This is a genomic window from Legionella massiliensis, assembly GCF_000756815.1.
Classification (GTDB): domain Bacteria; phylum Pseudomonadota; class Gammaproteobacteria; order Legionellales; family Legionellaceae; genus Tatlockia; species Tatlockia massiliensis.
Map to the genome: position 1 here is coordinate 289,138 of NZ_CCVW01000002.1, position 24,904 is coordinate 314,041.

Sequence of the window (24,904 nt, forward strand, 5' to 3'; positions counted from 1 at the left end):
CTTTGAGTGACTTATTAAGTGAACAGCATAATCACGTTTTTATCATCACCTTAAACCGTACCAACAAACACAATGCCTTTGATGATAATTTGTTAATAGCCCTGCAACAGGCACTCGATAATGCGATAGCAAATTCCCAGGTTAGAGTCATTATCCTTAAAGCGAATGGCCGCCATTTTTCCGCTGGCGCTGATTTGGCCTGGATGCAGCGAGTGGCTGAATACAGCGAAGAAGAAAATCTTGAAGACGCTATGATTTTGGCGCGTCTGATGTATACCCTAAACCAAAGCCCCAAACCCACTATTGCTATGGTACAAGGCGCTGCCCTTGGTGGTGGCGCAGGTCTTGCCGCTGCCTGTGATATCGCTATTGCCGGCACCTCAGCTCGTTTTTGCTTTTCCGAAGTCAAGCTCGGTTTAATACCCGCTGTAATAAGCCCTTATGTGATAAAGGCTATCGGTGAGCGAGCAGCGAAACATTTATTCATGACCGCGGAAGCCTTTGACGCGCAACAAGCCCTGAGATTACAGCTTGTACAACATTGTGTCGCAGACGAAGTCTTATGGCCTTTTACCCTGAATTATGCTGAACAAATTGCCAAGCTAGCGCCACAGGCTGTCAATGATTGTAAGCCCTTGGTTGCTCAGATTGCAGGAAAAACTATTAATGAAGACCTGATACATCAAACTGCTGCACTCATCGCAAAAAAACGTATTTCGGCAGAAGGTCAACAGGGTTTGCGTGCCTTTCTTAACAAAGAAACACCTAACTGGAGCTAGAGGTTTTCATGTTTACTAAGATCCTAATTGCTAATCGCGGTGAAATTGCTTGCCGAATTATTCGAACAGCCAGACAAATGGGTATTCACTCTGTTGCAATCTATTCCACTGTCGACAAAGAAAGCCGCCATGTGCTGGAAGCAGATTCTGCCTATTGTGTCGGAGAGGCGCCTGCTAAAGAAAGCTATCTGAATATTCCAGCCATCATTGCCATAGCAAAAAGTGCTGGGGCACAAGCAATTCATCCAGGCTACGGCTTTTTATCTGAAAACCCTCATTTTGCCAAAGCCTGCGCTGAGGCAGGAATCGTATTTATTGGTCCCTCTATCCCTGCGATGGAGGCAATGGCTTCAAAACAACTCGCCAAGCAAATGCTGGAGAAAACCAATGTTCCACTCACCCCTGGCTACCACGGTACTATCCAGGATGATGAAACACTGTTGAAAGAGGCGCGCCAGATAGGTTTCCCGGTTTTGCTCAAAGCAGCCAGCGGCGGTGGTGGCAAAGGGATGCGTTCCGTTTATGAAGAGTCAGAGTTTTATCAGGCACTGGCCGGCGCCCGTCGAGAGTCAATGGCCAGCTTTGCTGATGACACCATGTTGATCGAAAAATTGATTCAGAATCCCCGTCATGTCGAACTGCAAATTATGGCCGATAACCATGGCCAGGTTGTTCACCTTTTTGAACGTGATTGTTCTATTCAAAGACGCCATCAAAAAATCATTGAAGAAGCCCCCGCCCCTAATTTACCAGAGAAGTTGCGTCAGGGACTGGCGGAAGCCGCCTGTGAGGTAGCCCGTTCTATCGACTACCGCGGTGCGGGTACGGTGGAGTTTTTAGTCGATGGCGCAGAACATTTTTATTTCATGGAAATGAATACCCGCTTGCAAGTTGAGCATCCAGTTACCGAAATGATTACTGGATTTGATCTAGTGGCCTGGCAGTTAAAAATTGCAGCTAATGAAGCTATCCCCTGTCTCCAGGATACTATTTCTGCCAAGGGTCATGCCTTTGAATGCCGCATCTATGCTGAAGATCCCCGCCAGGGCTTTATTCCCTCGATTGGACAAATAGACTTCCTGCAAGAACCTCAAGGCAGCGGTATCCGAATCGATAGTGGCGTGCATCGCGGTTCGGTGATTTCCAAATATTATGATCCGATGATTGCCAAATTAATTGCCTGGGGCGAAACCCGGGAACAAGCCTTGCAGCGTATGCAACAAGGCCTGAAACACTATGCAATTAGTGGATTAAAGACCAATATTCCCTTTTTGCAGGCCATTTGCAGTCATCCGCGCTTTGTTCAAGCAGACCTAAGCACAGATTTTTTAAATCAAGAAAAAATTGCTTTGCCTGAACCTGATAAGGATTTGGCGCTAATCTTTGCTGCAAGCTATGATTTTCTGCAGCTTAGAGAGACGCTTAGCGATCCCATACTAAGTGACAGCTTTGCCTGGCAAATGCACCTTGGTTCACATTGGATCTGGCGTTATCTTATTGCTGATGAGCAGCTTGAATTAAAAATTCTTCCCCTTAACCAGGAATCCTTCAAGTTGTACCTTAGGGAGCAAGAGTTCACTCTAAGCCCCCGCCTAGCAGGTGAGCATTTATATTTAAATGATGGTCAGCTAACAAGACAAACGCTGTTTTCGAATAAATCCGAGGTGATTACTATTTACCTTGAGCAGGGTCCAATCCAAGTTGAACGCTTCAATTGGCAAAACTTCGGCACTACCTCGGCAACCCAGAAAGGCCAACTTACTGCACCAATGCCGGCAACTGTTGTCGCTATTTTGAAAAGCATAGGTGATAAAGTAAAAGAAGGCGAAAGTTTAATTGTTTTAGAGGCAATGAAAATGGAACATACCATTCACGCACCTAAGGATGGTATTCTGGCTGAGCTTTTTTACGAAGTTGGCTCGCAAGTCAATGAAGGGGCGGAATTGTTAGCCTTAAAAGAGGGATAATTATGAACTACCCGCAACAGGTCACTATCGTTGAGGTAGGCCCTCGTGATGGCCTGCAGAATGAAGCGACATTTGTAGCAACAGAGAAGAAAGTAGAACTGATCAATTTATTAAGTCAAAGTGGCCTACAAAACATCGAGGTCACTAGCTTTGTTTCACCTAAGGCCATCCCTCAACTTGCTGATAATGAGGCTGTTTTTAGCACAATATCTAAGACCGGCTCTATTCACTATTCGGCGCTGGTTCCTAATGAACGAGGTATGGTAAAAGCCTTAGAACTTGGTTTAACAGAAATTGCTGTTTTCACAGCGGCCTCAGAATCCTTTAATCAACGTAATATCAACTGTTCAATTGCTGAAAGTATCGCCCGCTTCGAACCCGTTATCAGCTTAGCAAAGGCGAATAAGGTCAAGGTTCGTGCCTATATTTCCTGCGCACTCGGCTGTCCCTATGAGGGTGAAATTAGCTCTCAGCAAGTCGCGGTTGTTGCCCGCCAATTACTCGCCTTGGGTATTGATGAACTTTGTCTTGGTGATACAATTGGCGTCGGTACGGCGAAGCAAACCCAAAGGGTTATCAAGGAAATCTTAGAACTCATTCCCCTTTCGCAATTAGCCATGCATTTTCACGATACTTATGGCCAGGCTGTAGCCAATATCTTTGCCTCTTTGGAATGCGGCATAAGTCGCTTCGACAGCTCAGTTGCTGGTCTTGGCGGTTGCCCCTATGCTCGAGGAGCGACAGGGAATGTTGCTACTGAAGACGTACTTTATCTTATGCACGGCCTCGGGATTGAAACAGGTGTTGATATCTTCAAGATAGTGGCGGCGGGCGATATGATCTGTAAGGCGATGGGGAAGAAGAACCAATCGAAGGTGGCTAATGCTTTATTAGCGAATCAAACTTGAGGGGTTTCTGGTAAAGAACTTCCAATCGAGCCCCCTCATCCGCCCTTCAGGCACCTTCTCCCCTGAGGGGCAAAGGGAAAAATCGGGATTCTCCCTTCTCCCTTTCGGGGAGAAGGTGCCCGGAGGGCGGATGAGGGTTTCTGCCTTCGAAATGATAAGAACGTAGGCTGAGCTGATAAGCTCATCAAAAAAGGTTTTTTTTGAAACACAACGAAAATATAATACCCAAGTTGACTAAACTATTTTATTATACCTAATTTTTAAAAGACGAGGCTGTAGATGACAGAAGGCAGATTAAAACTTGGACTAGTCCAAGAAAAATGGAGTGAAAACCCACAAGAACACCAGGAGAGGCTTGCTTCGGGCATTTTTGCTGCAGCCAAACAAGGCGCAGAAATTGTCTGCTTGCAAGAATTAACGCTTTCACCCTATTTCTGCACTCGCCACGACGTCGATGGCAGTCCCTATATGGAAGACCTTAGTACAGGTCCTACCGCTCGCTTTGTTTCTGAAATGGCTAAATCAGCGAAAGTAACTATTACAGCCTCCCTCTTTGAGAAGGCGGGATACAATACTGCGGTTGCCTTTGATGAAACCGGAAAATTAGCAGCTGTAACTCGTAAACAGCATATTCCCAGCGGTGAAAAATACCATGAAAACTATTATTTCAAACCAGGTGATTCAGATTATCCGGTACATAAGCTTGCCGGCCATAATTTCGGTCTGCCAACCTGCTATGACCAATGGTTTCCTGAACTATCGCGTATCTACGGTTTAAAAGACACAGAAATTCTAGTTTACCCAACCGCAATTGGTGGTGAACCCACTGCACCTGGTTTTGATTCCCAACCCATGTGGCAAAAAGTCATGGTCGCCCAAGGCATTATGGCTAATACCTTCATTGTTGCAGTCAATCGCATTGGCATTGAAGATGGGCTGGAGTTTTACGGTAGCAGTTTTATCTCCAATCCAATGGGAGAAATTTTAGTGCAGGCACCACGTAATGAGCCTGCAGTCTTAGTGGCTGAATTGGATTTTAGCCAACGCGCGCTCTGGGGCCGTTTGTTTCCCTTTGCCGCTCAACGCGAGCCTGAGACCTATCAGGAGTTGCTCAAGCCTCGCAAATCCAGTGTGGGAATTCCCTAATGACCATTAATGCCGCATCCGATGAAAACTTATATAACATCGCTAACTGGGGTGAGGGTTATTTCAACATCAATCCTCGAGGGAATATTGCGATTAGCAAAAAACCTGAGGAAGAAGGTGTTGAGCTGCAAGCTATCGTTCATGCAGCCTGCCGCGCAGGACTGCAACTACCTTTGCTAATTCGTTTTACTGATATTCTGCACGATCGAGTCATCAAGCTAAACGAGGCTTTTGCAGAGGCGATAGATGAAAATAATTATCAGGGTAACTACAAACTAGTCTACCCTATCAAGGTAAACCAGGAATACTGCGTGGTGCGTGAGATTTTAAAAGCCCCTCGCTACCCTGTTGGCCTTGAGGCAGGCTCTAAACCTGAGTTAATGGCAGTTATTGGTTTGCTGGGGCAAAACCCTTCAACGATTGTTTGCAACGGTTACAAGGATAGCTCCTATATCCGCACTGCCCTGATTGCTCAACAGATGGGACATGAAGTTTTTATTGTTATCGAAAAACGATCTGAACTGGATATTATCCTCAAAGAATCAGCCCGCCTGGATATCAAACCTAAAATTGGTGTACGTATCCGCTTAGTCACTAAAGGCGCTGGAAAATGGGAGAATACCGGTGGTGCTAAATCAAAGTTTGGTTTAAATGCCGAGCAGGTTCTCGATGTGGTTAATCAATTAAAAGCCAGAGATTGCCTCGACTTTTTGCAATTGATGCATTGTCATCTTGGCTCACAGATTGCCAACATTCATGATATCCGTCATTGCATGCAGGAAGTAGCGCGTTATTATATTGAGCTTCGCCGTCTGCAAGCCCCAATAAGCACCATTGATGTCGGCGGTGGCCTTGGCGTTGATTATGAGGGTACTCGCTCAAGCACTGGCTGCTCGATGAATTACACTGTTAAAGAATACGCAACCAATATTCTTTTAGCCTTAAAGCCCTTTTGTGAAGAAGCCAATATGCCAGAGCCTAACCTGATTTCCGAATCAGGACGGGCACTCACAGCCCATCATGCGGTTTTGGTCGCTAATATCACCGATGCAGAAATAATCAAGCCATCCCCTGTCTTGCCGCTTGTTGAATCGGCGCATTCCCATGTTATCCGCGATATTTGGGACTCTTATCAAACCATTAGCGACAGCTTACCCAGCGAAAGCTATAACTATGCCAGCCATTCCCTTGAGGAGGCTCATTCCCTCTTTAAACATGGGGTAATTAGCCTGCAAGAAAAGGCAATGGTCGAGCAAATTTTCACGGCTATCTGTATTGAGTTGCAACAACGCCTAGATAAGGAAAATCCAGCTGATAGCGAATTGAAAAATCTGATTGATGAACGCATGGCTGCAAAGATTTTCTGTAATCTATCGTTCTTCCAGTCTATGCCAGATGCCTGGGCAATAGGCCAGATTTTTCCTGTTGCACCTATCTCGCATTTAACTGAACAGCCAAGCATGCATTCTATTCTGCAAGATCTCACCTGCGACTCTGATGGAACCTTAAAAGAATATACGGGACGAGCTTGCATCAATACCACCTTGATGCTTCCACCCTACGATGCAGAGAATCCCTATCATCTCGCCTTTTTCCTGGTTGGTGCTTATCAAGAAATTCTTGGCAACCTACACAATCTTTTTGGTGATACTAATTCGCTGGATGTTAAATTGATTGGCGATGGTAACTTTGAAATTAATGACTTAGTCAGTGGAGATACAGTAACTAACGTCTTGAATCTGGCTCATTTCGACACTAAAAAATTGCTTCTTTCCTATGAGAAACAACTGATTAGTGCGGAATTACCCAATGATCAAATTCAAAGCTACCTCAATGAATTACGTAGCATTTTTACCCAATTAACCTATCTCGACAGCTCTAAAGCGAAAGGATAACAATGAATACACCCAAACAAGCTGGATACCGCATGCCACCTGAATGGCATCCACATGCCGGATGCTGGATGGCTTGGCCCTGCCATAAAGAAAGCTGGGCTGAAATTGGTTTTGAACGCGCACGCATTGCCTATGCCCGCGTTGCTAATGCGATTGCCCAATATGAGCCTGTTACACTCTTAGTTAATCCTGGTGATGAAGAATCAGCAAAACGCTTATGTGGTGAAAAAATTCGCCTGATTAGCCTGCCTATCAACGATTCATGGACACGTGATACCGGCCCTACTTTTTTGTTGAATGACAAACAGGAGCTGGCTGGTGTTGACTGGATCCACAACGCCTGGGGTGGAAATTATGCTGACTGCGCACTCGATAATGAAATCGCCAGCGCTGTAATTCGTGATACAGAGGCTCGTCATTTCAAGGCACCGCTAGTTATGGAAGGCGGTTCTTTTCATGTTGACGGTGAAGGGACTGTATTGACCAGCAAAGAGTGTCTGCTAAATGCTAACCGCAATCCCCAATTAAGCCAAAAGGAGATTGAGGATTACCTCTACAATTATCTCGGCACTGAAAAAATCATCTGGTTAAACAAGGGACTAGTTGGTGATGAAACCGATGGACACATTGACGAAATCGCTTGCTTTATCGCACCGGGCAAGGTGCTAGCCTTAATTACCCACGATAAAAATGATGTCAATTACCCTATCTTGCATGAGAATCTGGAGATACTAAAGTCAGCAACCGATGCCAAAGGCAGGCCTCTGGAAGTATTTACAGTAGAGCAACCTCCGGCCACCTATCTTGGGGAGGAGCGTCTGACCTTATCCTACATCAATTTTTATCTGGCAAATCAAGGCATTGTAATGCCTGCTTTTGGCTATGAAAAAGAAGACAAAGCGGCTTATGAGCTTTTCTGTCAGCTATTCCCCAATTATCATATTAGTCAAATCGATGCTTTAGATGTTTTTGCTGGCGGTGGCGGGATTCATTGTATTACTCAGCAACAGCCTGGTTGATTTGTTGTTCCTACTCCCAAAGACGTACGTCATGTCGAACGTAGAGAGACATCTCCTGAATGTGGCACTGTGCTAATCCCGGAGATCCCTCACTATGTTCGGGATGACGAGGTCTTTATCGATGTTTACCTAAAAGGGGCTGGGACGCTCAGGATGACAGAACATAGGAACAGTGACAAAATTGGGCTAGAACCCAGCCCAAATTAAAAAATAATAAGTAGCAAGGATAGTCAAAATGAAATCAATAGTATGGGAACCCAAGCAACCTGAAACAACTAAAATGTGGCATTTTATGCGTTTCGCAGAAAAAAAATATCAACAACAATTCAATGACTATCAACAACTACATCACTGGTCGATCACTAAGCCCAGCGATTTTTGGCAAGCAATCTGTGATTATTTCGGCCTAACCTTTGATACCCCAGCAACAGAGATTCTCAATCACTATGACCACATGATGGATGCACGCTGGTTCAGCGGCGCAACCTTTAATTTTGCTGAAAAACTATTAAAACGCCGAGACGAGCATCCAGCCCTTATTTCTATCAATGAAAATGGCGATCGCGAGGTCTTAAGTTATAAGGAGCTCTACTACCGGGTTGCCCATTGTGCTCAGGGTTTAAAAGAGGCCGGTGTCGTCGCCGGTGATCGGGTTGCAGCAATTATGCCCAACGTGAGCTACACCATTATTGCCATGTTGGCCACAACCTCGCTTGGGGCTATTTGGTCCTCATGCTCACCAGACTTTGGTGCTCAGGCCGTGCTAGACCGCTTAGGCCAGATCGAGCCTAAAGTACTCTTTGCTTGTGACGGACACCAATATATGGGGAAGACTCATGATGCTGCAGAAAAAATTAGCGAGGTCAGCGAGGCTATTGCTTCCTTAAAAACTGTAGTTATTTGCCCAATTATTAAGAGCAAAACCGACCTAAAGCATGTGAAAAAAGCCATAAACTGGCAGGATTTTATCAAGCCCGCTGAAGACTGCGAGTTCAAAGCCATGCCCTTTGCCCATCCTGTTTATATTCTTTATTCCTCAGGAACAACGGGTAAACCCAAATGTATAGTTCATGGTGCAGGCGGCACCTTATTGCAACACCTTAAAGAGTTGGCCTTACACTCTAATCTTGGCGACCAGGATAACCTTTGTTTTTACACAACCTGTGGTTGGATGATGTGGAACTGGATGGTTTCGGCCTTAGCCCTAGGTATTACCTTGACGCTTTATGAAGGCGCCCCCTCCTATCCTGATGCTAGCCGTTTATTTAAGTTAATTGATGAGGAACAAATTACCGTCTTTGGCACCAGCGCCAAATTTATTTCGTCTGTAGAAAAGGCTGGCGTCAAACCAGGATCGCAATTTGGCCTAAAAAGCCTGCGTGCGATTCTGTCAACTGGCTCTCCCTTGCTACCCCAGAACTATGACTTTGTCTATGAGCAGATCAAAGCGGATGTGCAATTAAGTTCAATTTCAGGCGGTACTGATATTGTCTCCTGTTTTGCCTTAGGCAACCCTCTACTCCCTGTTTACCGCGGCGAACTACAATGCCTGGGCCTAGGCATGGCTGTTGCGGTGTTTAATGAAGAAGGGCATGCGGTATACCAGGAACATGGGGAATTAGTCTGCACTGAACCCTTCCCTTGTATGCCTGTGAGTTTTTGGGGAGATCCTAAACGCGAAGCCTATAAACACGCCTATTTTGACCGCTTCGATAAGATATGGGCTCATGGCGACTTTGCTGAAATCACTAACCATAAGGGACTAATCATCTATGGTCGCTCAGATGCTGTCTTGAACCCAGGTGGGGTACGGATTGGTACGGCAGAAATTTATCGCCAGATAGAAAAAATTCCCGAGATCTTAGACAGCATCGTTATAGGACAGGATTGGCAAGACGATGTACGTGTCGTTCTTTTCGTTAAATTACGCGAAGGTAAGACACTCAATACAGAATTGGTAGAAACCATTCGCAAAACAATACGCAGCAATGCATCACCCCGCCACGTCCCTGCCAAGATTCTACCGGTTGCCGATATTCCTCGTACTATCAGCGGCAAAATCGTAGAAATCGCGGTGCGCCAAGTGGTTCATAATAAAGCAATTAATAATCTGGGTTCTTTAGCAAATCCTGAGGCACTGGAGTATTTTAAGAATCGAAAGGAATTGCAGGAGGATTAAGGTAGAAGTTTTGTAACCGCTCAATTATCATGCTTGCTTTTTTAAATCAGGAGAACCAATGCGATACCGTCTTTGTGATACAGCTTACCCAACTAATAAAGAACTGTTACGTACTCGGCTATTAGAAGAATCAACTACACATCCATTGAAACATGGTTTAAATTATTTTAGCAATTATCTTGCAGAGGGTGGCCAAAGAGAGCATCCAATATTAGGTGATTTAGCTGATTTTATTGATGAAGTGAAAAATAACTGGGATATCAATACTAATGGCACCAACTTTGTTGTAGCCCTTTTGGAAAAAAAGTTTGATTTGGCAAGCGAGTCAACAGCTGAAACAACTTTGACCGCCTCATTCTAATAAGAAGAGATGGATAGGAATAGCATTGTGATAACCAGGTGGGATGTAAAATCTTGGAGAAAGTTCAATTACATAGCATTAACCTAGCTATTACTATCCACTCTACTTGCTTAAGAGAGACTAAAAACTTTCATCCCCTTAGCTAATTCACAATTAATTTTACGGCTCGAAAAGGGATGATAATCCTTAGCGTCCATTATTGTCATGTGCAGCTCTGCTGAACCGTCGGCATTAATATTAAATTTTGCATAATCATAAACCGCTGTGCCGCTATATCCAGGCTCATCAAGGGTGAAATGCCTATCAGATGCAGTCACACGCTTATCAGCAATCAACATCAGAGCATTGGGTTTCACAGAAACCCTAATATTGCCTAGGCTTGCGTCACAGTCTTGCAGAGAGACTACGAACACTAAATCTTTGCCAGCAGAAACCGCTTGCGCCACCTCAGGAAAAGTCTTAAGTTCTGCTGCCTGAATTGCTAAAGGAAAAAGAGCTAGAACTGGAAAAATGATTTTTTTGAGCATTGCCTGACCTCATCTAATTAGAAAAATGCCAGGCAATCATATCCTTAGCGGATAGTTTTGGCGATAGTAGAGGTTTGGGATGAACAATTTAGTTTAATTTTAACAAATTAGCCTCAGACTCATTTTTTTTCACTTATACTGAAATAAAGTTTCCTAACATAATCCGTTGTTGTTATAAAAACAATAAATAAGGAGATTGCTATGTGCGATAGCAAATGCATAAGTAACGGAATTGTTGCCGGTGTTGTTGCAGGTATAATCTTTGCCTTTTTTCTGCTTTTAGGGGGAATGACAGAAGTTATTGGCGGTATTATTGGTATGCCATCAAAAATAGCCGGCATGTTTGTTCACTTTATAGTCAGCATCGTCGCTGGCGTCGTCTTTGCCACAGCCCTGGGCTGGCTCGTTCGCTCTTGGGTAAGCGCCATTTTAGTAGGTCTACTCTTTGGAATTGCCATGTGGATAATAGGTCCGATGACGCTATTACCCTCCTTATCTGCTGGCGAACCCCTGTTTGCAAAATGGAATAGCGCTGGCCTTCATGCCAATATTCATCCCCTTATCGGACATCTTATCTATGGTTTAGTGCTCGGCCTGGCTTATTGCTTTTTGAAAAAAGGCAAACTGCATAAATTGAAAAAACCTAAGAATTAATTAACCATCCCCTACATCAAAGAGAATAATTAAAAAGGAGAAACTAATGTCTCAGCTAAAAAACAAAGTGGCCATCGTTACTGGTGGCTCACGAGGAATTGGAGCTGCTATTGCAAAACGTTTAGCTAAAGATGGCGCTTATGTAGCGATCACCTATGCCAAAAGTCCCGAAGCCGCAAAATCAGTGGTCAGTTCGATAGAATCAGCAGGCGGGAAGGCCATAGCCATCCAAGCAGATGCAACAGATTCAACAGCAGTTACAACCGCCTTCGATAAAGTACTAAATACTTTTGGACAGCTTGATATCCTGGTTAACAACGCAGGCACAGCCATCCCCAAACCCTTTGAAGAAACATCAATCGAAGAAATAAATCAGGTGATTAATCTAAATTTTGTTGGCGTTTTAGTTGCAACACAGGTTGCTTTAAAACACCTTCCCTCTGGAGGACGTATCATAACTATCGGTTCCTGCGTTGGAGAACGCATGCTAACTCCAGGACTAGTTGCTTATTCTGCTACGAAGGCAGCTGTGAGAATGTTCACGCAAGGGCTTGCTCGGGAAGTCGGTGAACGAAATATTACCGTGAATAATGTACAGCCAGGTCCTATAGACACTGATTTAAATCCTGAAAATAGCGAGTGGGCGCAACCCCAGCTCATCAATACTGCATTGAAACGCTATGGTCATGTAGATGATGTGGCCGCTCTAGTTTCTTTTATCGCAGGTCCCGAGGCCTCGTACATCACTGGAGCAAATCTTACTGTTGATGGCGGCACAAATGCATAAAGTACCTCAGACCCCGCGGTTAAGCCCATAGGTATCTACATAAGTGCCTAAAAGCCTTACAGATAAGTGTTTTAGGCAGGTGCAGTGTTCCAACCCACAAAGCTTAATTGATTATTATCCATATCTAAGGAAAACCTTGATGCAGAGCAGCGTAATCAAGGTTTCATCTAAAATTCGCTGCATCCAGGCTACATTCTATCCAGACATGACTTTCTAATTTTTTATCCCCTAATAGCAATATATCAACACTTATAGTATGATGGCCGTTTTGCGCCGATTTGAAAACTCAGCTTGCGGGCGCTCAGATGTCTGGTCTTTGCCGGTCATTTGTAAATACGGCTAAAGCGGGACATTATGCCCTCCTTAGCAACCCGCACGCTGCAAATACCCTTAGGTTATAACGAATGATTGAACTAAATGGATTAACAAAATCCTATGCAGCAAATATCGCCATAAACGATATTAATTTATTCATACAAGAAGGTGAGATCTTTGGCATCATTGGTAAAAGCGGTGCCGGTAAATCAACCTTATTGCGCAGTATCAATTTGCTGGAAAAACCTGATAGTGGTGAAGTGATTATCGATAATGAAATCATTTCAGCTCTTCCTGCCAAAAAATTACGCAAAGCCCGCCATAAGATGGCCATGATTTTCCAACACTTCAACCTGTTAAATTCAAAAACGGTTTATGACAATATCGCTTTAGCAATGCGCATCCAAGGCATTGATGAAGAAACTATTAAAAATAAAATCGACGAGTTACTCCCACTGGTTGAATTAAGTGATAAGGCTGATGCCTACCCTACTCAATTGAGTGGTGGACAAAAACAGCGAGTTGCAATTGCGAGAGCCCTAAGTTGTTCACCGAAAATTTTACTCTGTGATGAAGCTACTTCTGCCCTTGATCCAGAAACAACCGGCTCTATTTTGGAGTTATTGAAAAAAATCAACAGCCTTTACGGCATTACCATGGTACTCATCACCCATGAGATGGAAGTCATCAAGCGCATCTGCCATCGTTTGGCTGTCATGGAAGCCGGTAATATTGTCGAAGTTGTTGCGCTCAGCAATGTATTCAGTAAAGAAAACAGCCCTGCACGGGCAATGCTCTATACGCAATTAAGCCCACAATTACCAACCTGCCTCACGGGTCATATTTCTACTGTGCCCAATGAGAAACCCTTATTACGCTTGTTTTTCCAAGGTGAAACTGCAACTGTACCCTTTATTTCTAAAACAAGCCGCGATCTGCACTTAGACATCAATATTTTGCTCGCTAATATTGATCGCTTTGATACGATTACCTGTGGCGTATTGGTTGTGGAATTAACCGCAGATAGTAATCTGCTGAATCAATTTATAAAGCGCTGTGAAGACGCTAAGTTAACTGTGGAGATTTTAGGTTATGTCACTGACAATGCTCTATGATTTGTTTCTAGCCAGTGGTGAAACACTCTACATGGTAATTCTTTCTACCCTTTTTGCTGTATTACTAGGTCTACCCCTAGGCACCCTGCTGTTTAGCAGCAGCAAAATCAAACCCCATACCGGCATCAACCGTTTTATTTCTGGGATTATCAATATTAGCCGTTCGATACCCTTCATCATTCTGCTTGTTGCCTTAATTCCCTTTACTCGCCTGCTGGTTGGCACTTCGATAGGTATCAATGCGGCAATCGTACCGCTTACACTTGGAGCGACACCTTTTTTTGCTCGCTTAGTTGATAACATTTATCAAAATCTACCTAATGGCTTGATAGATGCAGGCTTTTCGATGGGGGCAAATACTCGGCAAATGATTCGCCATATTTTATTCCCCGAAGCCTTTCCAGCCCTGATTCAGGCAATCACCGTTACAGCGATTACGCTGGTCAATTATTCTGCCATGGCAGGTACAGTCGGCGGCGGTGGTCTGGGAGATTTGGCCATTCGCTATGGTTATCAACGTTTTAACGTTGTCATTATGGTGTCTACTGTTTTGATATTAATAGTCATTGTGCAACTGCTGCAAATGGCTGGCGATCGGTTGGCGCGGCATTTTTCACATCAATAGTTTTTTGGAGATTCTGATGCGTATTTTAAGTGTACTCGTTTTATTAATTGGCTTAGTTGCCTGTAACAAACCCTCACCTAATACTCTGACTATTGGCACAATTGCCGGCCCAGAAACTGAGCTAGTGGAAGCAGGCAAAGAGGTTGCGCAAGAAAAATATGGCTTACATATTAAAATCGTCGAGTTCAATGATTACAACTTACCTAATGAAGCCTTACAAGATGGCAGCTTGGATGCCAATATTTATCAACACCTTCCTTATTTACAAGCCGCAATAAAAGCACACGGTTATAACTTGGAAGCTATTGGCAAAACCTTCGTCTATCCTACGGGCATTTATTCCACTAAGGTCAAATCAGTTGGAGAATTAACTGACCACTCAATTATTGCCGTACCCAATGACCCAAGTAACGAGGCCAGAGCCTTGCTTCTACTGCAAAAAGCTGGGTTGATTAGTTTGAAAAAAAACGACATGGCTACGGTAAACGATATAAGCTCTAATCCCAAAAACCTGCAAATTAAAGAACTTGATGCCGCGCAGTTGCCCCGTGTCTTACCTGATGTCGATGCAGCAGTAATCAATACTAATTTTGCAATTCCTGCTGGCTTAAGCCCCTCCCGTGATGCGATTTTTAAAGAAGGCAAGGATTCTCCTTACGCAAACCTGATAGTTATTCGCCGTGACAGCACGAAGAAACCACAGCTGGAAGAGTTTGTTAAGGCGATGAATTCACCAGAAGTCCAGAAGAAGGCAAAAGAGCTTTTTGGAGATGCAGCAATACCGGCCTGGCACTAACTTCATAAGCACCACTTAGTCGTCATCCTGAGCGCAGCGAAGGATCTCCGCGATTAGCACTCTGCCAAACTCAGGAGATCCTTCGCTGCGCTCAGGATGACAGAGCCTAGAGATTAAGCCGGTTTATTCATTGAACGGCTTTCGATTTCTTGCACTGTTCCCTCATCAAAATGCTGGTCATTGACCTCCGAGAGCAGCCTTCTGCCAATATCCAAAGGAAAGCGACCACCTCGAAACATCTCCCCCAATATTCTTGCAGCCTGGCGAACTTCACTAAACTCCCTAAATCCCTCTTCATCTTTGGCGAATGCGCCACCTAGTTCCCTAGCTTGATAGACAGCTGATGCAGGATTTTCCATAAGTGTAATAAAATTTTCTTGATTCAATTTGTCATTCTTTACTAGGGAAGAAAAAGCTATCGAAATACCTTGCGAAAATTGAATATTTGAGAGCAATAACCCCATATTCGTTTCATTAAATAAAGAATAAGTTGTATCTGATAACACATTAAAATTGGAATCGAAGGCTTTCATATTCTCTGGGTATGTCAACAACTCCAGACTCTCTATAGCTAATACATCATTAGATGCCAGGAAACTAAAGATTGCCCCGAGCGTTTCCGAGTACTCTGGGTATTGGCATAGGAGCCCCATTGTTAAAGGAGTTCGGATATGAGCCTCAGCCTTTTCTATACTTAACTTATATAAATCATCAAGTTGTTGTATTAGCACATCAATCTGCTCTGCTTTCTGCAATACAAACCCCAGATTCTCTTTAGTCAAACAACCAATATCGTTTAAGTGCTTGAATACAGTATTTAAACGCTCTACAAATTCGAGATTTTGGGCAACAGCTTTAATAAGCAAGGGGAGTAGATCAGCTGAGTCTAAAGACTCCAAAGTCTCCAGGACAGATCTAAAATTATTCTCATCTAATTCACGCAACCTACTAACAACAAAAACGACTCCCAAAAACTCCTCTTTGCCCCTTTCAATTATATACTCAGAAAGCGAGGGATAAGGATTTACCTCCGGTTTAGCAAGCAGCATAGCCAATACCTTAGGATTAGTTAAAGAACAACCCCAGTTATAAGCAATGCTACTGTGTCCAATAGTGGAGTAATCCCAATATACTTGAACCTTTTCAATATCATCATTGTGAAAAGCCGTCATAATCCCTTCATACTCATCATAAGCTTGGTCTATTCGCGAATCATTGAATAACAAGCGCAGAATTTCGTTTGGAGCGTATTTAGTCACTATAGCTAAAGAATACTGTCCAAAAATATCAAAGAGTGCATTGCTAAGTTTCGCGGCTTCTTCTGTGCTCAAAAATTCTTCGCTTGCAAAAGTGAGTTCATTGAGAAATTGCCGCAAGGCGTCGATCTTTGACTTTTCTGCAGCAGTTTGTTCATCAAATCCTGACAGGAAATCCTCTAAAAAAGGTTTATCAACGCTAGGAATACGTGCTTGTTTTTCTTTTTCACGCAGTTGTTCATAGTTCTCTAAAGCATTGCTAAATTCTCGGCAGTTTTCTTGACTTATAGTAACTTCAACCGACTCTAAACTTTGATCTTGTCTCGTTTGCATAATTGAAACCCTTTATAGCTGATTAAAAATTGATGAACCACATTCCTTATCTTGTACACTAACAAAGTCAGGCTCGATTGTTATTGAACCATTTTGCTTAATTTTTATCCAGGCAAATATATTAATATGTCTTATTTGTTTTTTTAATATCAATATATTATTCAATTGGTTAACTAGCTATTTTGATTGATTTACGACTCAGATAAAGATTGATCTAATTCAAGTTATTTTTGCTTAATTCTAAATTAAGAAATTACTGATATACTCATTTATATAACTATTTTCGCTACAATCTAGGGATTCTTACCATGTCTTATTCCAAACCTGATATCGATACAAGTCTCTTTGCCTACAATAGTAGATATAAGGCAAATTGGGTCGAGTCTTTTAAAGCAAGCTCCAATTACACTGGTCAATTGAAATGTACTGATAGCTTTGATGCCTTTCAGCAAAACCTCATTGGAGATACCGAGGGTTTGAGTACTGTTAAAACCCGGGATGGCAAAACTCTTACAGAAAAATTGAGAGATGCGGCTCCAGGCACACCGGGTCAATTGGCCAAAGAGGCTTTGGATGGCGCATTGAAATCCGATAAGCTCGAAAAGGCCTTGACAGGTTTTAGCAAAGAAATCAAGGGATTGAATACCTTGATAGCAAGTGATGAGCCTGAATTCCTCCCTGGCGACATAGGCTCTTTCTTACTCTCAATGAAGGGCAATGCTGTTGCTGAAATTAACAATCAGCTTAGTGAGGCAAAATCCAAAATAAATGATTTATTCGCAAACAATGCTGACTTTAAAAATAATTTGCAAACAAGCCTAGGCTGCCCGCCTGAGGAGCTTGAGACTGTCAAAGCAGACATGCTAGCGGCTCTAGATGAAAACAATAAAAAACAACTGGCAGACCTTGAAAAAGCGCTTGAAGATAGTGCTAAAGAGCTTTTCGTAGAATCAAGAAAACAATTTTTCCGTATCTATTGGCTTTCATACAACTATAATCGCGACGCAAATATGAAAGCCGATATGGATAAACAAATGGCCAGCAAGTTGAATGGCACCACTATGGATTTTAACTTTGCATCCAGTGATGGTAGCCTTAGAGACGTCGATATCTCTAAACTTTCGGTATTCACTACCTCAAACAATGGCTGGTTTTCAGGCGGCACAATTACAAAGACAGAGAATGGTTTTAACGTATCGTTCAGTCAATTTTTTGAAACTGAAGACAGTGCACGAGCAAAAGTTGCTTCTATAGTGGCAATTGCTTTGGCGCAGGGTCTAGATTCTTATACCTTGACAATAACTAACAAAGATCCTGAAAGAGCAGACGAGGATGCTCGTCTCGCTTACGAGGGAGCAATTTTGGCAGGTATGGATCCCAAAAAGATCACCATTAAAACCAATCATGGGACGGGAATAGAATACGATTCCAAAGGAAACCTTAAAACGTCACCAGATAAATCTATCTTTAAAGACTTTCCCCAACGCCTACAAGTGGCTCAAGGCAAGGCAGCAGCAATTACCCAAAGGGTAGAACAATTCTCAAAAGGCTCGGAAAATGCAACTAGACAAATTAAGCAAAGACTAATAGCAATGCAAGGGCCAGAATCAACTTCTACCCCTACTCCAGGAATAATCTAAGATATCAATAATTCCAGGTACCGTAATTTATGCGATACCCACTGCCATTAAGTTAAGGGCATTTGTCATTCCCGCGAAGGCGGGAAACCATCTCTACATTGGCACTGTGCTTAGCTAGAAATAGTTTCCCGCCTTCGCGGGAATGACAAAACCTTCCTTAACTTAATGGCAGTGTACGCGGTACCTAGGTGACAGGATTTCCTGTTGATGTATTAAAGTGCTAATGAGTATGGGTATTGTGATTTTTTATCCACAACAAAACTCACTAGGTCCGCTATGGCGTTTTGCTGACGTTATTATGAAGTTACAAAATTCCACTGTAACTCATTGAAGAATTCTGCTATTTTCATCTACTAATATTTCCAATTATCAGACTGCAAGGATTGTAATCTTCTGCATTGAGATAAAACAAATTCAGAATTTTCGACCTTCACCTAGTAAATTGGGGATCCAGGAGCTACTTGCGGGCAAAGGAGAATTGCGATGAGTACTAGAAGACGTTTTGAAGATTTTGAAACCGGGGTTGAAGAGAATATCGTAGCGCAAGAAGGCGTAACTGAATTAAACCTGAATATAAAGCTTGAAAGACGTCGGCGCATCGAAGAGTTATTTGAAGAGAGACGAATGCGTGCGGAACTGGATGAGTTTGATTTAGCTTAATTAGTTTAGCTAGAATTAGCGCCGGCAAAGACGCTAGCTCTAGCTTGAATCATTTTCAATTGTTTGAGAGATTCAAACCCTGCAGATAGTCTCAGTGATAGAAAGAGCAGTGGGAAGTTGATACAAAAGGAGTAGATTCACTTTGAAACCCAAATCATTATCCTCCAAACAGATTTGCTTTGGTTTATTAGGTTTAGGATCTGCGATACTCATCTTCTGGTTAATCATCGGCTATGCCAAAGGACTAAACACCCCAGTGCCTCCTGCCCATCCTTTGCTCCATGAGGGGGGCCGTCTGGTTATTCCCGAAACCTCTCCTTTGCGTCAATTTATAGTTGTTGAGCCAGTTACCGAACAACTCGTGATCTCTCCCTTTACTCTTCCTGCTATCGTAGAAGCAGATCCTGCAACCTTAGTGAAGGTATTACCGCCACTTTCAGGGCGAATAGTTAGCCTAAATAAACGCCTTGGCGATCCGGTTAAGGCCGGCGAAATTTTGTTTACTATCGATTCCGCCGATTTGGCGCAAGCGCTTAGCGATCTCGAAAGAGCAAAAGCTGCGTTGACCTTTTCCCAAGAAAATCTCAAGCGACAGCAAAGGCTTAGCGTCTCCAATATTGCTGCACGACGTGATCTGCAACAGGCTCGCAACGATTATGATCAGGCTCTCAGTGAACTCCAGCGTGCTAATGCACGTTTACAGGCACTCAATGTTAAAACTACTGATGTTAATGAGCATTTGCTGGTTGTTCGTTCTCCCCTTACAGGGCGTGTGGTCGATTTGAATGCTGCTATCGGGGGTTATTGGAACGATGTGACTGCCCCTATTATGACAGTTGCCGATTTATCAAACGTCTTTGTCACCGCTAGTGCTCAGGAAAAAGATCTCAAGCATCTTTATGTTGGACAGGATGTTGATGTGGTTTTAGATGCCTATCCACAACATCTCCGTTCCAAGATTCAATTTATCGGCGCGTTGATGAACCCGGATACTCGCACAGTCGGCGTCCGCATGATGTTTGAAAATAGTACAGGTCAGCTAAAACCCAATATGTTTGGCAAGGCAATTTTCCTAAGCCAACCCCATAAACGAGTTATTCTCCCACTGACTACTGTTATTCAAAGGGGGTTTGACTCTATCGTCTTTGTGGAGGTAAAGCCCTGGCAGTTTGAACCTCGTTTGCTCGAGCTTGGTCCACAAATCAATGATAAGGTAGAAGTTATCTCTGGGCTGCATTCAGGGGAGCGTGTTGTAGTCAAAGGGGGAATTATTCTCAATGATTGAGAGTCTAGTAACTCAGTGCTTTCATCGCCGCGGCATTGTCGTGCTGGTATTTTTATTTGTCAGTTTTTATGGCTTTTATTGCTGGAAACAATTACCCCTCGAAGCTTATCCCGATATTGCACCGACCACTTCGCAGGTAGTTACTCAGGTCAATGGCTTAGCTGCTGAAGAGGTCGAGCAACAAATTACCATTCCTTTAGAACGGGAAATTATGGGAACGCCAGGAATTAGCGTCATGCGTTCACGTTCAACCTTTGGTTTATCACTGATTACTGTGGTCTTTCAGGATGGCGCGGAAAATTATTGGTCGCGACAACGATTACTCGAACGTATTAATAACGTAACTCTGCCCTACGGCGCCCAACCAGGCCTTGACGCACTCACCTCCCCTATTGGTGAAATACTCCGTTATACCTTAAACTCCAAAACACGGACCCTCAGGGAATTATCTGAACTGCAATTCTGGAAAGTGATTCCCAGGTTAAAGCAAGTACCCGGTGTCACTGATGTAGCCAATTTTGGTGGCTTGACCACGCAGTTTTTGCTTGAATTTGATCCAATAAAATTAGCCAAATACAACATTTCTCTTGGGCAAATCATACAAACCATCAATGCAAATAATGCCAACGCCGGTGGTTCAATTATGAACAGAGGCGAACAAGGGATCGTTGTGCGAGGCGTTGGTTTAATTCGTACCTTAGATGATTTCGCTAATATCCAGATTTCACAGAATAATGGTATCCCCGTCTTCTTGAGGGATATTGGCAAGGTAACCTTGGGCTCTAAGCAACGACACGGTATCGTAGGCGAGGATAACAAGCCTGATGTTATAGAAGGTATCGTTCAGCTTCTAAAAAACGAAAACCCTTCAAGAGTTATGGTTGGTGTACAAGAGGCTATAAAGGAACTTAATGAACAAATTTTACCGAAGGATGTCAAAGTAGTTCCCTATCTTAACCGCAGTGATTTGGTCCATGCGACCGTGCATACTGTAGGCAAGACTTTGTTTGATGGGATGACGATGGTTACCCTGATACTCCTGTTCTTCCTCGGTAGCGTTCGCGCAGCAGCAATCGTAGCTATTACCATCCCCATATCGTTATTGGTGGCCTTTATCCTGATGTACAACTTCAATATTCCCGCCAACCTATTGTCATTAGGCGCGATTGATTTTGGCATCATTGTCGATGGGGCAATTGTGGTCATGGAAAATATCCTGCGTCGTCGCGAAGCCGACGAAGAAGGGGTTATGACCGAAGAGGAGGTCCTAAAATCAAGTTTACAAGTCACACAGCCTATTTTCTTTGGTATTCTGGTGATTATTACTGCCTACTCAGTTCTCTTCGCGTTTCAACAGATTGAATATAAATTATTCTCACCAATGGCCTTTGCTGTCGGTTTTGCCTTAATTGGCGCCCTCTTAGTCGCATTAGCCCTTGTGCCAGGATTAGCCTACTGGTCCTATCATAATCCTATAAAAATTTATAAGAACCGCGTATTAACCTGGATGTTACCGCGCTACGAGTCTTTATTAAGGTTCTTAATTGGCAAAACAAAATTAGTGCTTGGCCTTTTTGGCGTAACCTTATGTTTCGTAATACTATTAGGCGGGTCTATTGGCCGTGATTTTCTTCCCTATCTTGATGAGGGTTCAATCTGGTTGCAAGTAACCCTGCCCTCTGGGATCTCTCTCGATAAAGCGAGTGAAATGGCCGGTGAAATACGGGCAGCTACGCTGGAGTTCCCAGAAGTTGATCATGTCATTACCCAAGTAGGACGAAATGATGAGGGTACTGATCCCTTTACTCCCTCACACATCGAGTGTGCAATTACCCTCCATCCTTACAATACATGGAAATCAGGCTGGTCAAAGCAAGATCTGATTAGACACCTGTCTGATCGTTATATGCAAATAGCTGGGATCCATGTCGCCTTTTCCCAGCCAATGATTGATGGGGTCTTGGATAAGGTTGCAGGGGCGCATAGTGATTTGGTGATTAAGATCTTTGGCAACAATTTTCATGGGGTTCGTAAACTGGCTAACTCCGTTGTGAGGGTTATAAAAGAAGTTCCTGGAGCCCAGGATGTGATTATTGACCAGGAACCGCCAATGACCCAGCTACGTATCGAGGTTGATCGCCAGGCTATAGCTAGGTTGGGTATTAATATCTCTGACATTATGGATGTCATTCAAACAGGTATTGGCGGCAATCCAATTACCCGCATCTATATTGAGGATAGAAGCTATGATGTCACAGCAAGGTTCCTAAATAGCACCCGTGATAATCCCCAAGCTATCGGTAATCTGCTACTGACTGCTGCAAATGGCGCGCAAGTTGCCTTAGCACAATACGCTAAAATCAAATTTGTTGAGGGACAGACAACCATCACCCGAGAAATGAACAAGCGCCAATTAACAGTACGCTTAAATCTTCGCGGCCGTGATCTGGTTTCATTCACCGAGGAAGCGAAAAAGCGTATTGATGAGGATGTACATTACGATCATACACGCTATGAAGTAACCTGGGGCGGACAACTAGAAAACCAGCAAAGAGCGCAGGCACGTCTGGCAGTTATTATCCCCATGTTGCTTGGTTTGATGTTTGTCTTACTCTTCTCCCAATTCGGTAACCTACGCCAACCAGGTTTGATTCTTATGGCTGTTCCTCTAGCCATGTTTGGCGGCCTGGTTGCTCTCCTTATGCGTGGCATGACTTTAAATGTATCAAGTGCCGTTGGCTTTATTGCCTTATTCGGTGTAGCAGTACTGAATGCGATCATCATGATCGCCAACCTAAACCGCTGGCAGCGCCAACCAGAGATAAGTTCCTTGAAAGAAGCTGTCATTCATGGTGCCAAAGAACGTATGCGCCCTGTGTTAATGACTGCAACTGTTGCGGCAGTTGGAATGATTCCTGCAGCCTCAGCCCATGGCCTTGGTAGTGATGTGCAACGCCCACTGGCTACTGTAATTGTGGGTGGGCTTATCACGGCAACTGCACTAACCCTGCTGCTATTACCCGCTTTGTATTATTTGATTGAAGAAAATTTTATTGCGCGCAAAGCGAAGAAAGCGGCTCGCCTGCAAGATCAAGATAATAATAATAATAATGGTTCAGGAGAGACGCATTGATTTTACCTACCACTCTCAATAGACCTTTTTCGAAATTATGTCTTACCCTCAGTCTGGCTAGTACTCTTATCAGCGGTTGTACCCTAGGGCCCGATTTTCATCGTGCTCCACCACCGCCAGTTAAACGTTATACTGCTGAAACCCTGCCTTCACACACGACATCAGCGCCAGCAACAGCAGGTAAAAGCCAGTATTTCGCAAAGGGTCAGGATATTCCTGCTGAATGGTGGAAGGTTTTTCATTCCGAACCCCTTAATCAATTGATTAAGGCAGCTTTGAGTTCTAACCCTGATTTACAAGCGGCTACAGCAGGATTACGTATCGCCCAGGAAACCGCTTTAGCACAACGCTCTTTCTATTTCCCTAGAGCAGATGCCAATTTTATTTCTACTCGGCAGGAAACTGCGCATACCCTAACGCCAATTGTTGCTTCCAACTCGTTTTTTTATACCTTAATCACTCCTCAACTGACGATTTCTTACATACCAGATGTCTTTGGGTCAAACCGTAGACAGGTAGAGTCGCTCGAAGCCCAGGTAGCAGCTGAAGTGTTTCAGCGAGAGGCCCTAGCCTTAACTATATCCTCGAATGTTGTCTTAGCGGTTATTGAAGAGGCTTCTTTGCGAGCGCAAATTAGGGCAACGCAAAACACTATTGCATTAGGTAAACGCCAACTTAAGATGTTGCGAGAAGAACATGCTGTTGGAGAGATCGGTCTGGAAGGTGTCAGCGCACAAGAAGCGTTGCTAGCCCAGCTGGAAAGCACCCTCCCCCCACTGCAAAAACAACTTGCTCAGCAACATCATGCAATCGCTGTTCTTTGCGGTCAATTTCCCAGTGATAAGTTATTCGATAAATTTGAGTTGAAATCGTTAAACTTACCGGGAAAATTACCTCTTAGCCTACCTTCTACCCTTGTACAGCAACGCCCTGATATTCGAGCAGCTGAAGCGCTAGCTCATGCAGCCAGTGCACAAATCGGCGTAGCAGTCGCCCAGCGGTTGCCTAATATCTTATTAACTGCAACTGCCGGCTCAGATGGCTTAAATCTCTATACTCTCTTTAATTCCAATACAAATTTCTGGGCTCTTACCGCCAACGTAGCTCAGCCAGTATTCAACGCAGGCTTACTACGTCATAGACAACGTGCCGCTGTTGCCGCTTATAAGCAAGCGGATGCGCAATACCGCTCTGTAGTCTTATCTGCCTTCCAAGATGTTGCCGACACACTTAAGGCTATCCAATATGATGCAAACAATCTGCAAGCCGCCCAAGCTGCCGTGCAAGCAAGCAAGAAAAGCCTCAACATCGCCCAGCAACAATTGGCAGCTGGTGCAGTCGGTTATCTTGCAGTGCTAAGTGCCGAACAAGCTTATCAACAATCTGAAATTAACCTAGTACAAAGCCAGGCGAATCGATTTATAGATACGGTTGCTTTATTTCAAGCGCTGGGTGGCGGTTGGTGGAATCACGGCTAGGGGATGAGGGGTTGCAGGCTCGAAGTTCCTTCCTGAACTCAATTGC

Annotated in this window: 20 protein-coding genes; 18 read left to right on the forward strand and 2 right to left on the reverse strand. The window is 43.7% G+C overall.

The features are described 5' to 3' along the window. Positions 1-2 precede the first annotated feature (2 nt). The 8 genes from BN1094_RS08470 (at position 3) to BN1094_RS08505 (ending at position 10,254) form a co-directional block, all read left to right on the forward strand. Complete coding sequence (locus tag BN1094_RS08470; protein ID WP_043874570.1) at positions 3-779, forward strand: enoyl-CoA hydratase-related protein; 777 nt, start codon at positions 3-5, stop codon at positions 777-779. Positions 780-787: 8 nt separating this feature from the next. Beyond that, a complete protein-coding gene (locus BN1094_RS08475) occupies positions 788-2,746 on the forward strand; it encodes an acetyl/propionyl/methylcrotonyl-CoA carboxylase subunit alpha (RefSeq protein ID WP_043874002.1) in 1,959 nt (652 codons plus the stop codon). Positions 2,747-2,748: 2 nt separating this feature from the next. Further along, entirely contained in the window at positions 2,749-3,654 is a 906-nt protein-coding gene (locus BN1094_RS08480) for a hydroxymethylglutaryl-CoA lyase (protein WP_043874003.1), read from the forward strand. A 279-nt stretch (positions 3,655-3,933) separates the two neighbouring features. Next, positions 3,934-4,800: a carbon-nitrogen hydrolase gene (locus BN1094_RS08485; protein ID WP_043874004.1), complete on the forward strand. Its 867-nt coding sequence runs from the start codon at positions 3,934-3,936 to the stop codon at positions 4,798-4,800. Then, positions 4,800-6,695, forward strand: a complete 1,896-nt coding sequence (gene speA / locus BN1094_RS08490) for a biosynthetic arginine decarboxylase (protein WP_043874005.1) — start codon at positions 4,800-4,802, stop codon at positions 6,693-6,695. The genes BN1094_RS08485 and speA overlap by 1 nt, the downstream gene beginning before the upstream one ends. 2 nt (positions 6,696-6,697) lie before the next feature. Then, entirely contained in the window at positions 6,698-7,714 is a 1,017-nt protein-coding gene (locus BN1094_RS08495; protein WP_043874006.1) for an agmatine deiminase family protein, read from the forward strand. Positions 7,715-7,949: 235 nt separating this feature from the next. Further along, positions 7,950-9,893 carry an acetoacetate--CoA ligase gene (locus tag BN1094_RS08500; RefSeq protein WP_043874007.1) on the forward strand — a complete coding sequence of 648 codons (1,944 nt, stop codon included), beginning with the start codon at positions 7,950-7,952 and terminating at the stop codon, positions 9,891-9,893. A 58-nt stretch (positions 9,894-9,951) separates the two neighbouring features. Then, positions 9,952-10,254 carry a hypothetical protein gene (locus BN1094_RS08505; RefSeq protein WP_043874008.1) on the forward strand — a complete coding sequence of 101 codons (303 nt, stop codon included), beginning with the start codon at positions 9,952-9,954 and terminating at the stop codon, positions 10,252-10,254. Between the two features lie 110 nt (positions 10,255-10,364). Here BN1094_RS08505 and BN1094_RS08510 read toward each other — a convergent pair whose 3' ends face one another. Then, positions 10,365-10,781, reverse strand: a complete 417-nt coding sequence (locus BN1094_RS08510; protein ID WP_043874009.1) for a VirK family protein — start codon at positions 10,779-10,781, stop codon at positions 10,365-10,367. A gap of 201 nt (positions 10,782-10,982) precedes the next feature. On the opposite strand from BN1094_RS08510, the gene BN1094_RS08515 reads away from it, so the two are divergent. The 5 genes from BN1094_RS08515 (at position 10,983) to BN1094_RS08535 (ending at position 15,073) form a co-directional block, all read left to right on the forward strand. Next, positions 10,983-11,435 carry a hypothetical protein gene (locus BN1094_RS08515; RefSeq protein WP_043874010.1) on the forward strand — a complete coding sequence of 151 codons (453 nt, stop codon included), beginning with the start codon at positions 10,983-10,985 and terminating at the stop codon, positions 11,433-11,435. A 46-nt stretch (positions 11,436-11,481) separates the two neighbouring features. Then, a complete protein-coding gene (locus BN1094_RS08520) occupies positions 11,482-12,222 on the forward strand; it encodes an SDR family NAD(P)-dependent oxidoreductase (protein ID WP_043874011.1) in 741 nt (246 codons plus the stop codon). Positions 12,223-12,626: 404 nt separating this feature from the next. Continuing rightward, positions 12,627-13,652 carry a methionine ABC transporter ATP-binding protein gene (locus BN1094_RS08525; protein WP_043874012.1) on the forward strand — a complete coding sequence of 342 codons (1,026 nt, stop codon included), beginning with the start codon at positions 12,627-12,629 and terminating at the stop codon, positions 13,650-13,652. After that, positions 13,630-14,277, forward strand: a complete 648-nt coding sequence (locus BN1094_RS08530) for a methionine ABC transporter permease (protein ID WP_043874013.1) — start codon at positions 13,630-13,632, stop codon at positions 14,275-14,277. The genes BN1094_RS08525 and BN1094_RS08530 overlap by 23 nt, the downstream gene beginning before the upstream one ends. A gap of 16 nt (positions 14,278-14,293) precedes the next feature. Beyond that, on the forward strand, positions 14,294-15,073 hold the full coding sequence (locus BN1094_RS08535) for a MetQ/NlpA family ABC transporter substrate-binding protein (protein WP_043874014.1): 780 nt from the start codon (positions 14,294-14,296) through the stop codon (positions 15,071-15,073). A gap of 113 nt (positions 15,074-15,186) precedes the next feature. Here BN1094_RS08535 and BN1094_RS08540 read toward each other — a convergent pair whose 3' ends face one another. Continuing rightward, entirely contained in the window at positions 15,187-16,662 is a 1,476-nt protein-coding gene (locus BN1094_RS08540) for a hypothetical protein (protein WP_043874015.1), read from the reverse strand. A 308-nt stretch (positions 16,663-16,970) separates the two neighbouring features. Here BN1094_RS08540 and BN1094_RS08545 point away from each other — a divergent pair, with 308 nt between their 5' ends. From BN1094_RS08545 to BN1094_RS08560, 5 genes are all read left to right on the forward strand, one after another. Further along, positions 16,971-18,302 (forward strand): hypothetical protein, encoded by a 1,332-nt coding sequence (locus BN1094_RS08545; RefSeq protein WP_043874016.1) that lies wholly within the window; start codon positions 16,971-16,973, stop codon positions 18,300-18,302. 483 nt (positions 18,303-18,785) lie between these two features. After that, positions 18,786-18,962, forward strand: a complete 177-nt coding sequence (locus tag BN1094_RS19830; protein ID WP_176695281.1) for a PA3496 family putative envelope integrity protein — start codon at positions 18,786-18,788, stop codon at positions 18,960-18,962. A gap of 142 nt (positions 18,963-19,104) precedes the next feature. After that, complete coding sequence (locus BN1094_RS08550; RefSeq protein WP_052403209.1) at positions 19,105-20,247, forward strand: efflux RND transporter periplasmic adaptor subunit; 1,143 nt, start codon at positions 19,105-19,107, stop codon at positions 20,245-20,247. Beyond that, the gene (locus tag BN1094_RS08555) at positions 20,240-23,380 is read left to right on the forward strand and encodes an efflux RND transporter permease subunit (protein WP_043874017.1); all 3,141 of its coding nucleotides are present in this window, start codon (positions 20,240-20,242) and stop codon (positions 23,378-23,380) included. Before BN1094_RS08550 ends, BN1094_RS08555 begins: the two co-directional genes overlap by 8 nt. Continuing rightward, positions 23,377-24,858 carry an efflux transporter outer membrane subunit gene (locus tag BN1094_RS08560; protein ID WP_218054613.1) on the forward strand — a complete coding sequence of 494 codons (1,482 nt, stop codon included), beginning with the start codon at positions 23,377-23,379 and terminating at the stop codon, positions 24,856-24,858. Before BN1094_RS08555 ends, BN1094_RS08560 begins: the two co-directional genes overlap by 4 nt. The last annotated feature ends 46 nt before the right edge of the window (positions 24,859-24,904 follow it).

Excerpts from the sequence above, each read along its gene's own strand:
- BN1094_RS08515 (WP_043874010.1), top strand. The coding sequence starts at position 10,983 with ATGTGCGATAGCAAATGCATAAGTAACGGAATTGTTGCCGGTGTTGTT.
- BN1094_RS08475 (WP_043874002.1), top strand. The coding sequence starts at position 788 with ATGTTTACTAAGATCCTAATTGCTAATCGCGGTGAAATTGCTTGCCGA.
- BN1094_RS08540 (WP_043874015.1), bottom strand. The coding sequence starts at position 16,662 with ATGCAAACGAGACAAGATCAAAGTTTAGAGTCGGTTGAAGTTACTATA.
- BN1094_RS08555 (WP_043874017.1), top strand. The coding sequence starts at position 20,240 with ATGATTGAGAGTCTAGTAACTCAGTGCTTTCATCGCCGCGGCATTGTC.
- speA (WP_043874005.1), top strand. The coding sequence starts at position 4,800 with ATGACCATTAATGCCGCATCCGATGAAAACTTATATAACATCGCTAAC.
- BN1094_RS08485 (WP_043874004.1), top strand. The coding sequence starts at position 3,934 with ATGACAGAAGGCAGATTAAAACTTGGACTAGTCCAAGAAAAATGGAGT.
- BN1094_RS08505 (WP_043874008.1), top strand. The coding sequence starts at position 9,952 with ATGCGATACCGTCTTTGTGATACAGCTTACCCAACTAATAAAGAACTG.
- BN1094_RS08510 (WP_043874009.1), bottom strand. The coding sequence starts at position 10,781 with ATGCTCAAAAAAATCATTTTTCCAGTTCTAGCTCTTTTTCCTTTAGCA.
- BN1094_RS08535 (WP_043874014.1), top strand. The coding sequence starts at position 14,294 with ATGCGTATTTTAAGTGTACTCGTTTTATTAATTGGCTTAGTTGCCTGT.
- BN1094_RS08520 (WP_043874011.1), top strand. The coding sequence starts at position 11,482 with ATGTCTCAGCTAAAAAACAAAGTGGCCATCGTTACTGGTGGCTCACGA.
- BN1094_RS08495 (WP_043874006.1), top strand. The coding sequence starts at position 6,698 with ATGAATACACCCAAACAAGCTGGATACCGCATGCCACCTGAATGGCAT.
- BN1094_RS08480 (WP_043874003.1), top strand. The coding sequence starts at position 2,749 with ATGAACTACCCGCAACAGGTCACTATCGTTGAGGTAGGCCCTCGTGAT.
- BN1094_RS19830 (WP_176695281.1), top strand. The coding sequence starts at position 18,786 with ATGAGTACTAGAAGACGTTTTGAAGATTTTGAAACCGGGGTTGAAGAG.
- BN1094_RS08545 (WP_043874016.1), top strand. The coding sequence starts at position 16,971 with ATGTCTTATTCCAAACCTGATATCGATACAAGTCTCTTTGCCTACAAT.
- BN1094_RS08525 (WP_043874012.1), top strand. The coding sequence starts at position 12,627 with ATGATTGAACTAAATGGATTAACAAAATCCTATGCAGCAAATATCGCC.
- BN1094_RS08530 (WP_043874013.1), top strand. The coding sequence starts at position 13,630 with ATGTCACTGACAATGCTCTATGATTTGTTTCTAGCCAGTGGTGAAACA.
- BN1094_RS08500 (WP_043874007.1), top strand. The coding sequence starts at position 7,950 with ATGAAATCAATAGTATGGGAACCCAAGCAACCTGAAACAACTAAAATG.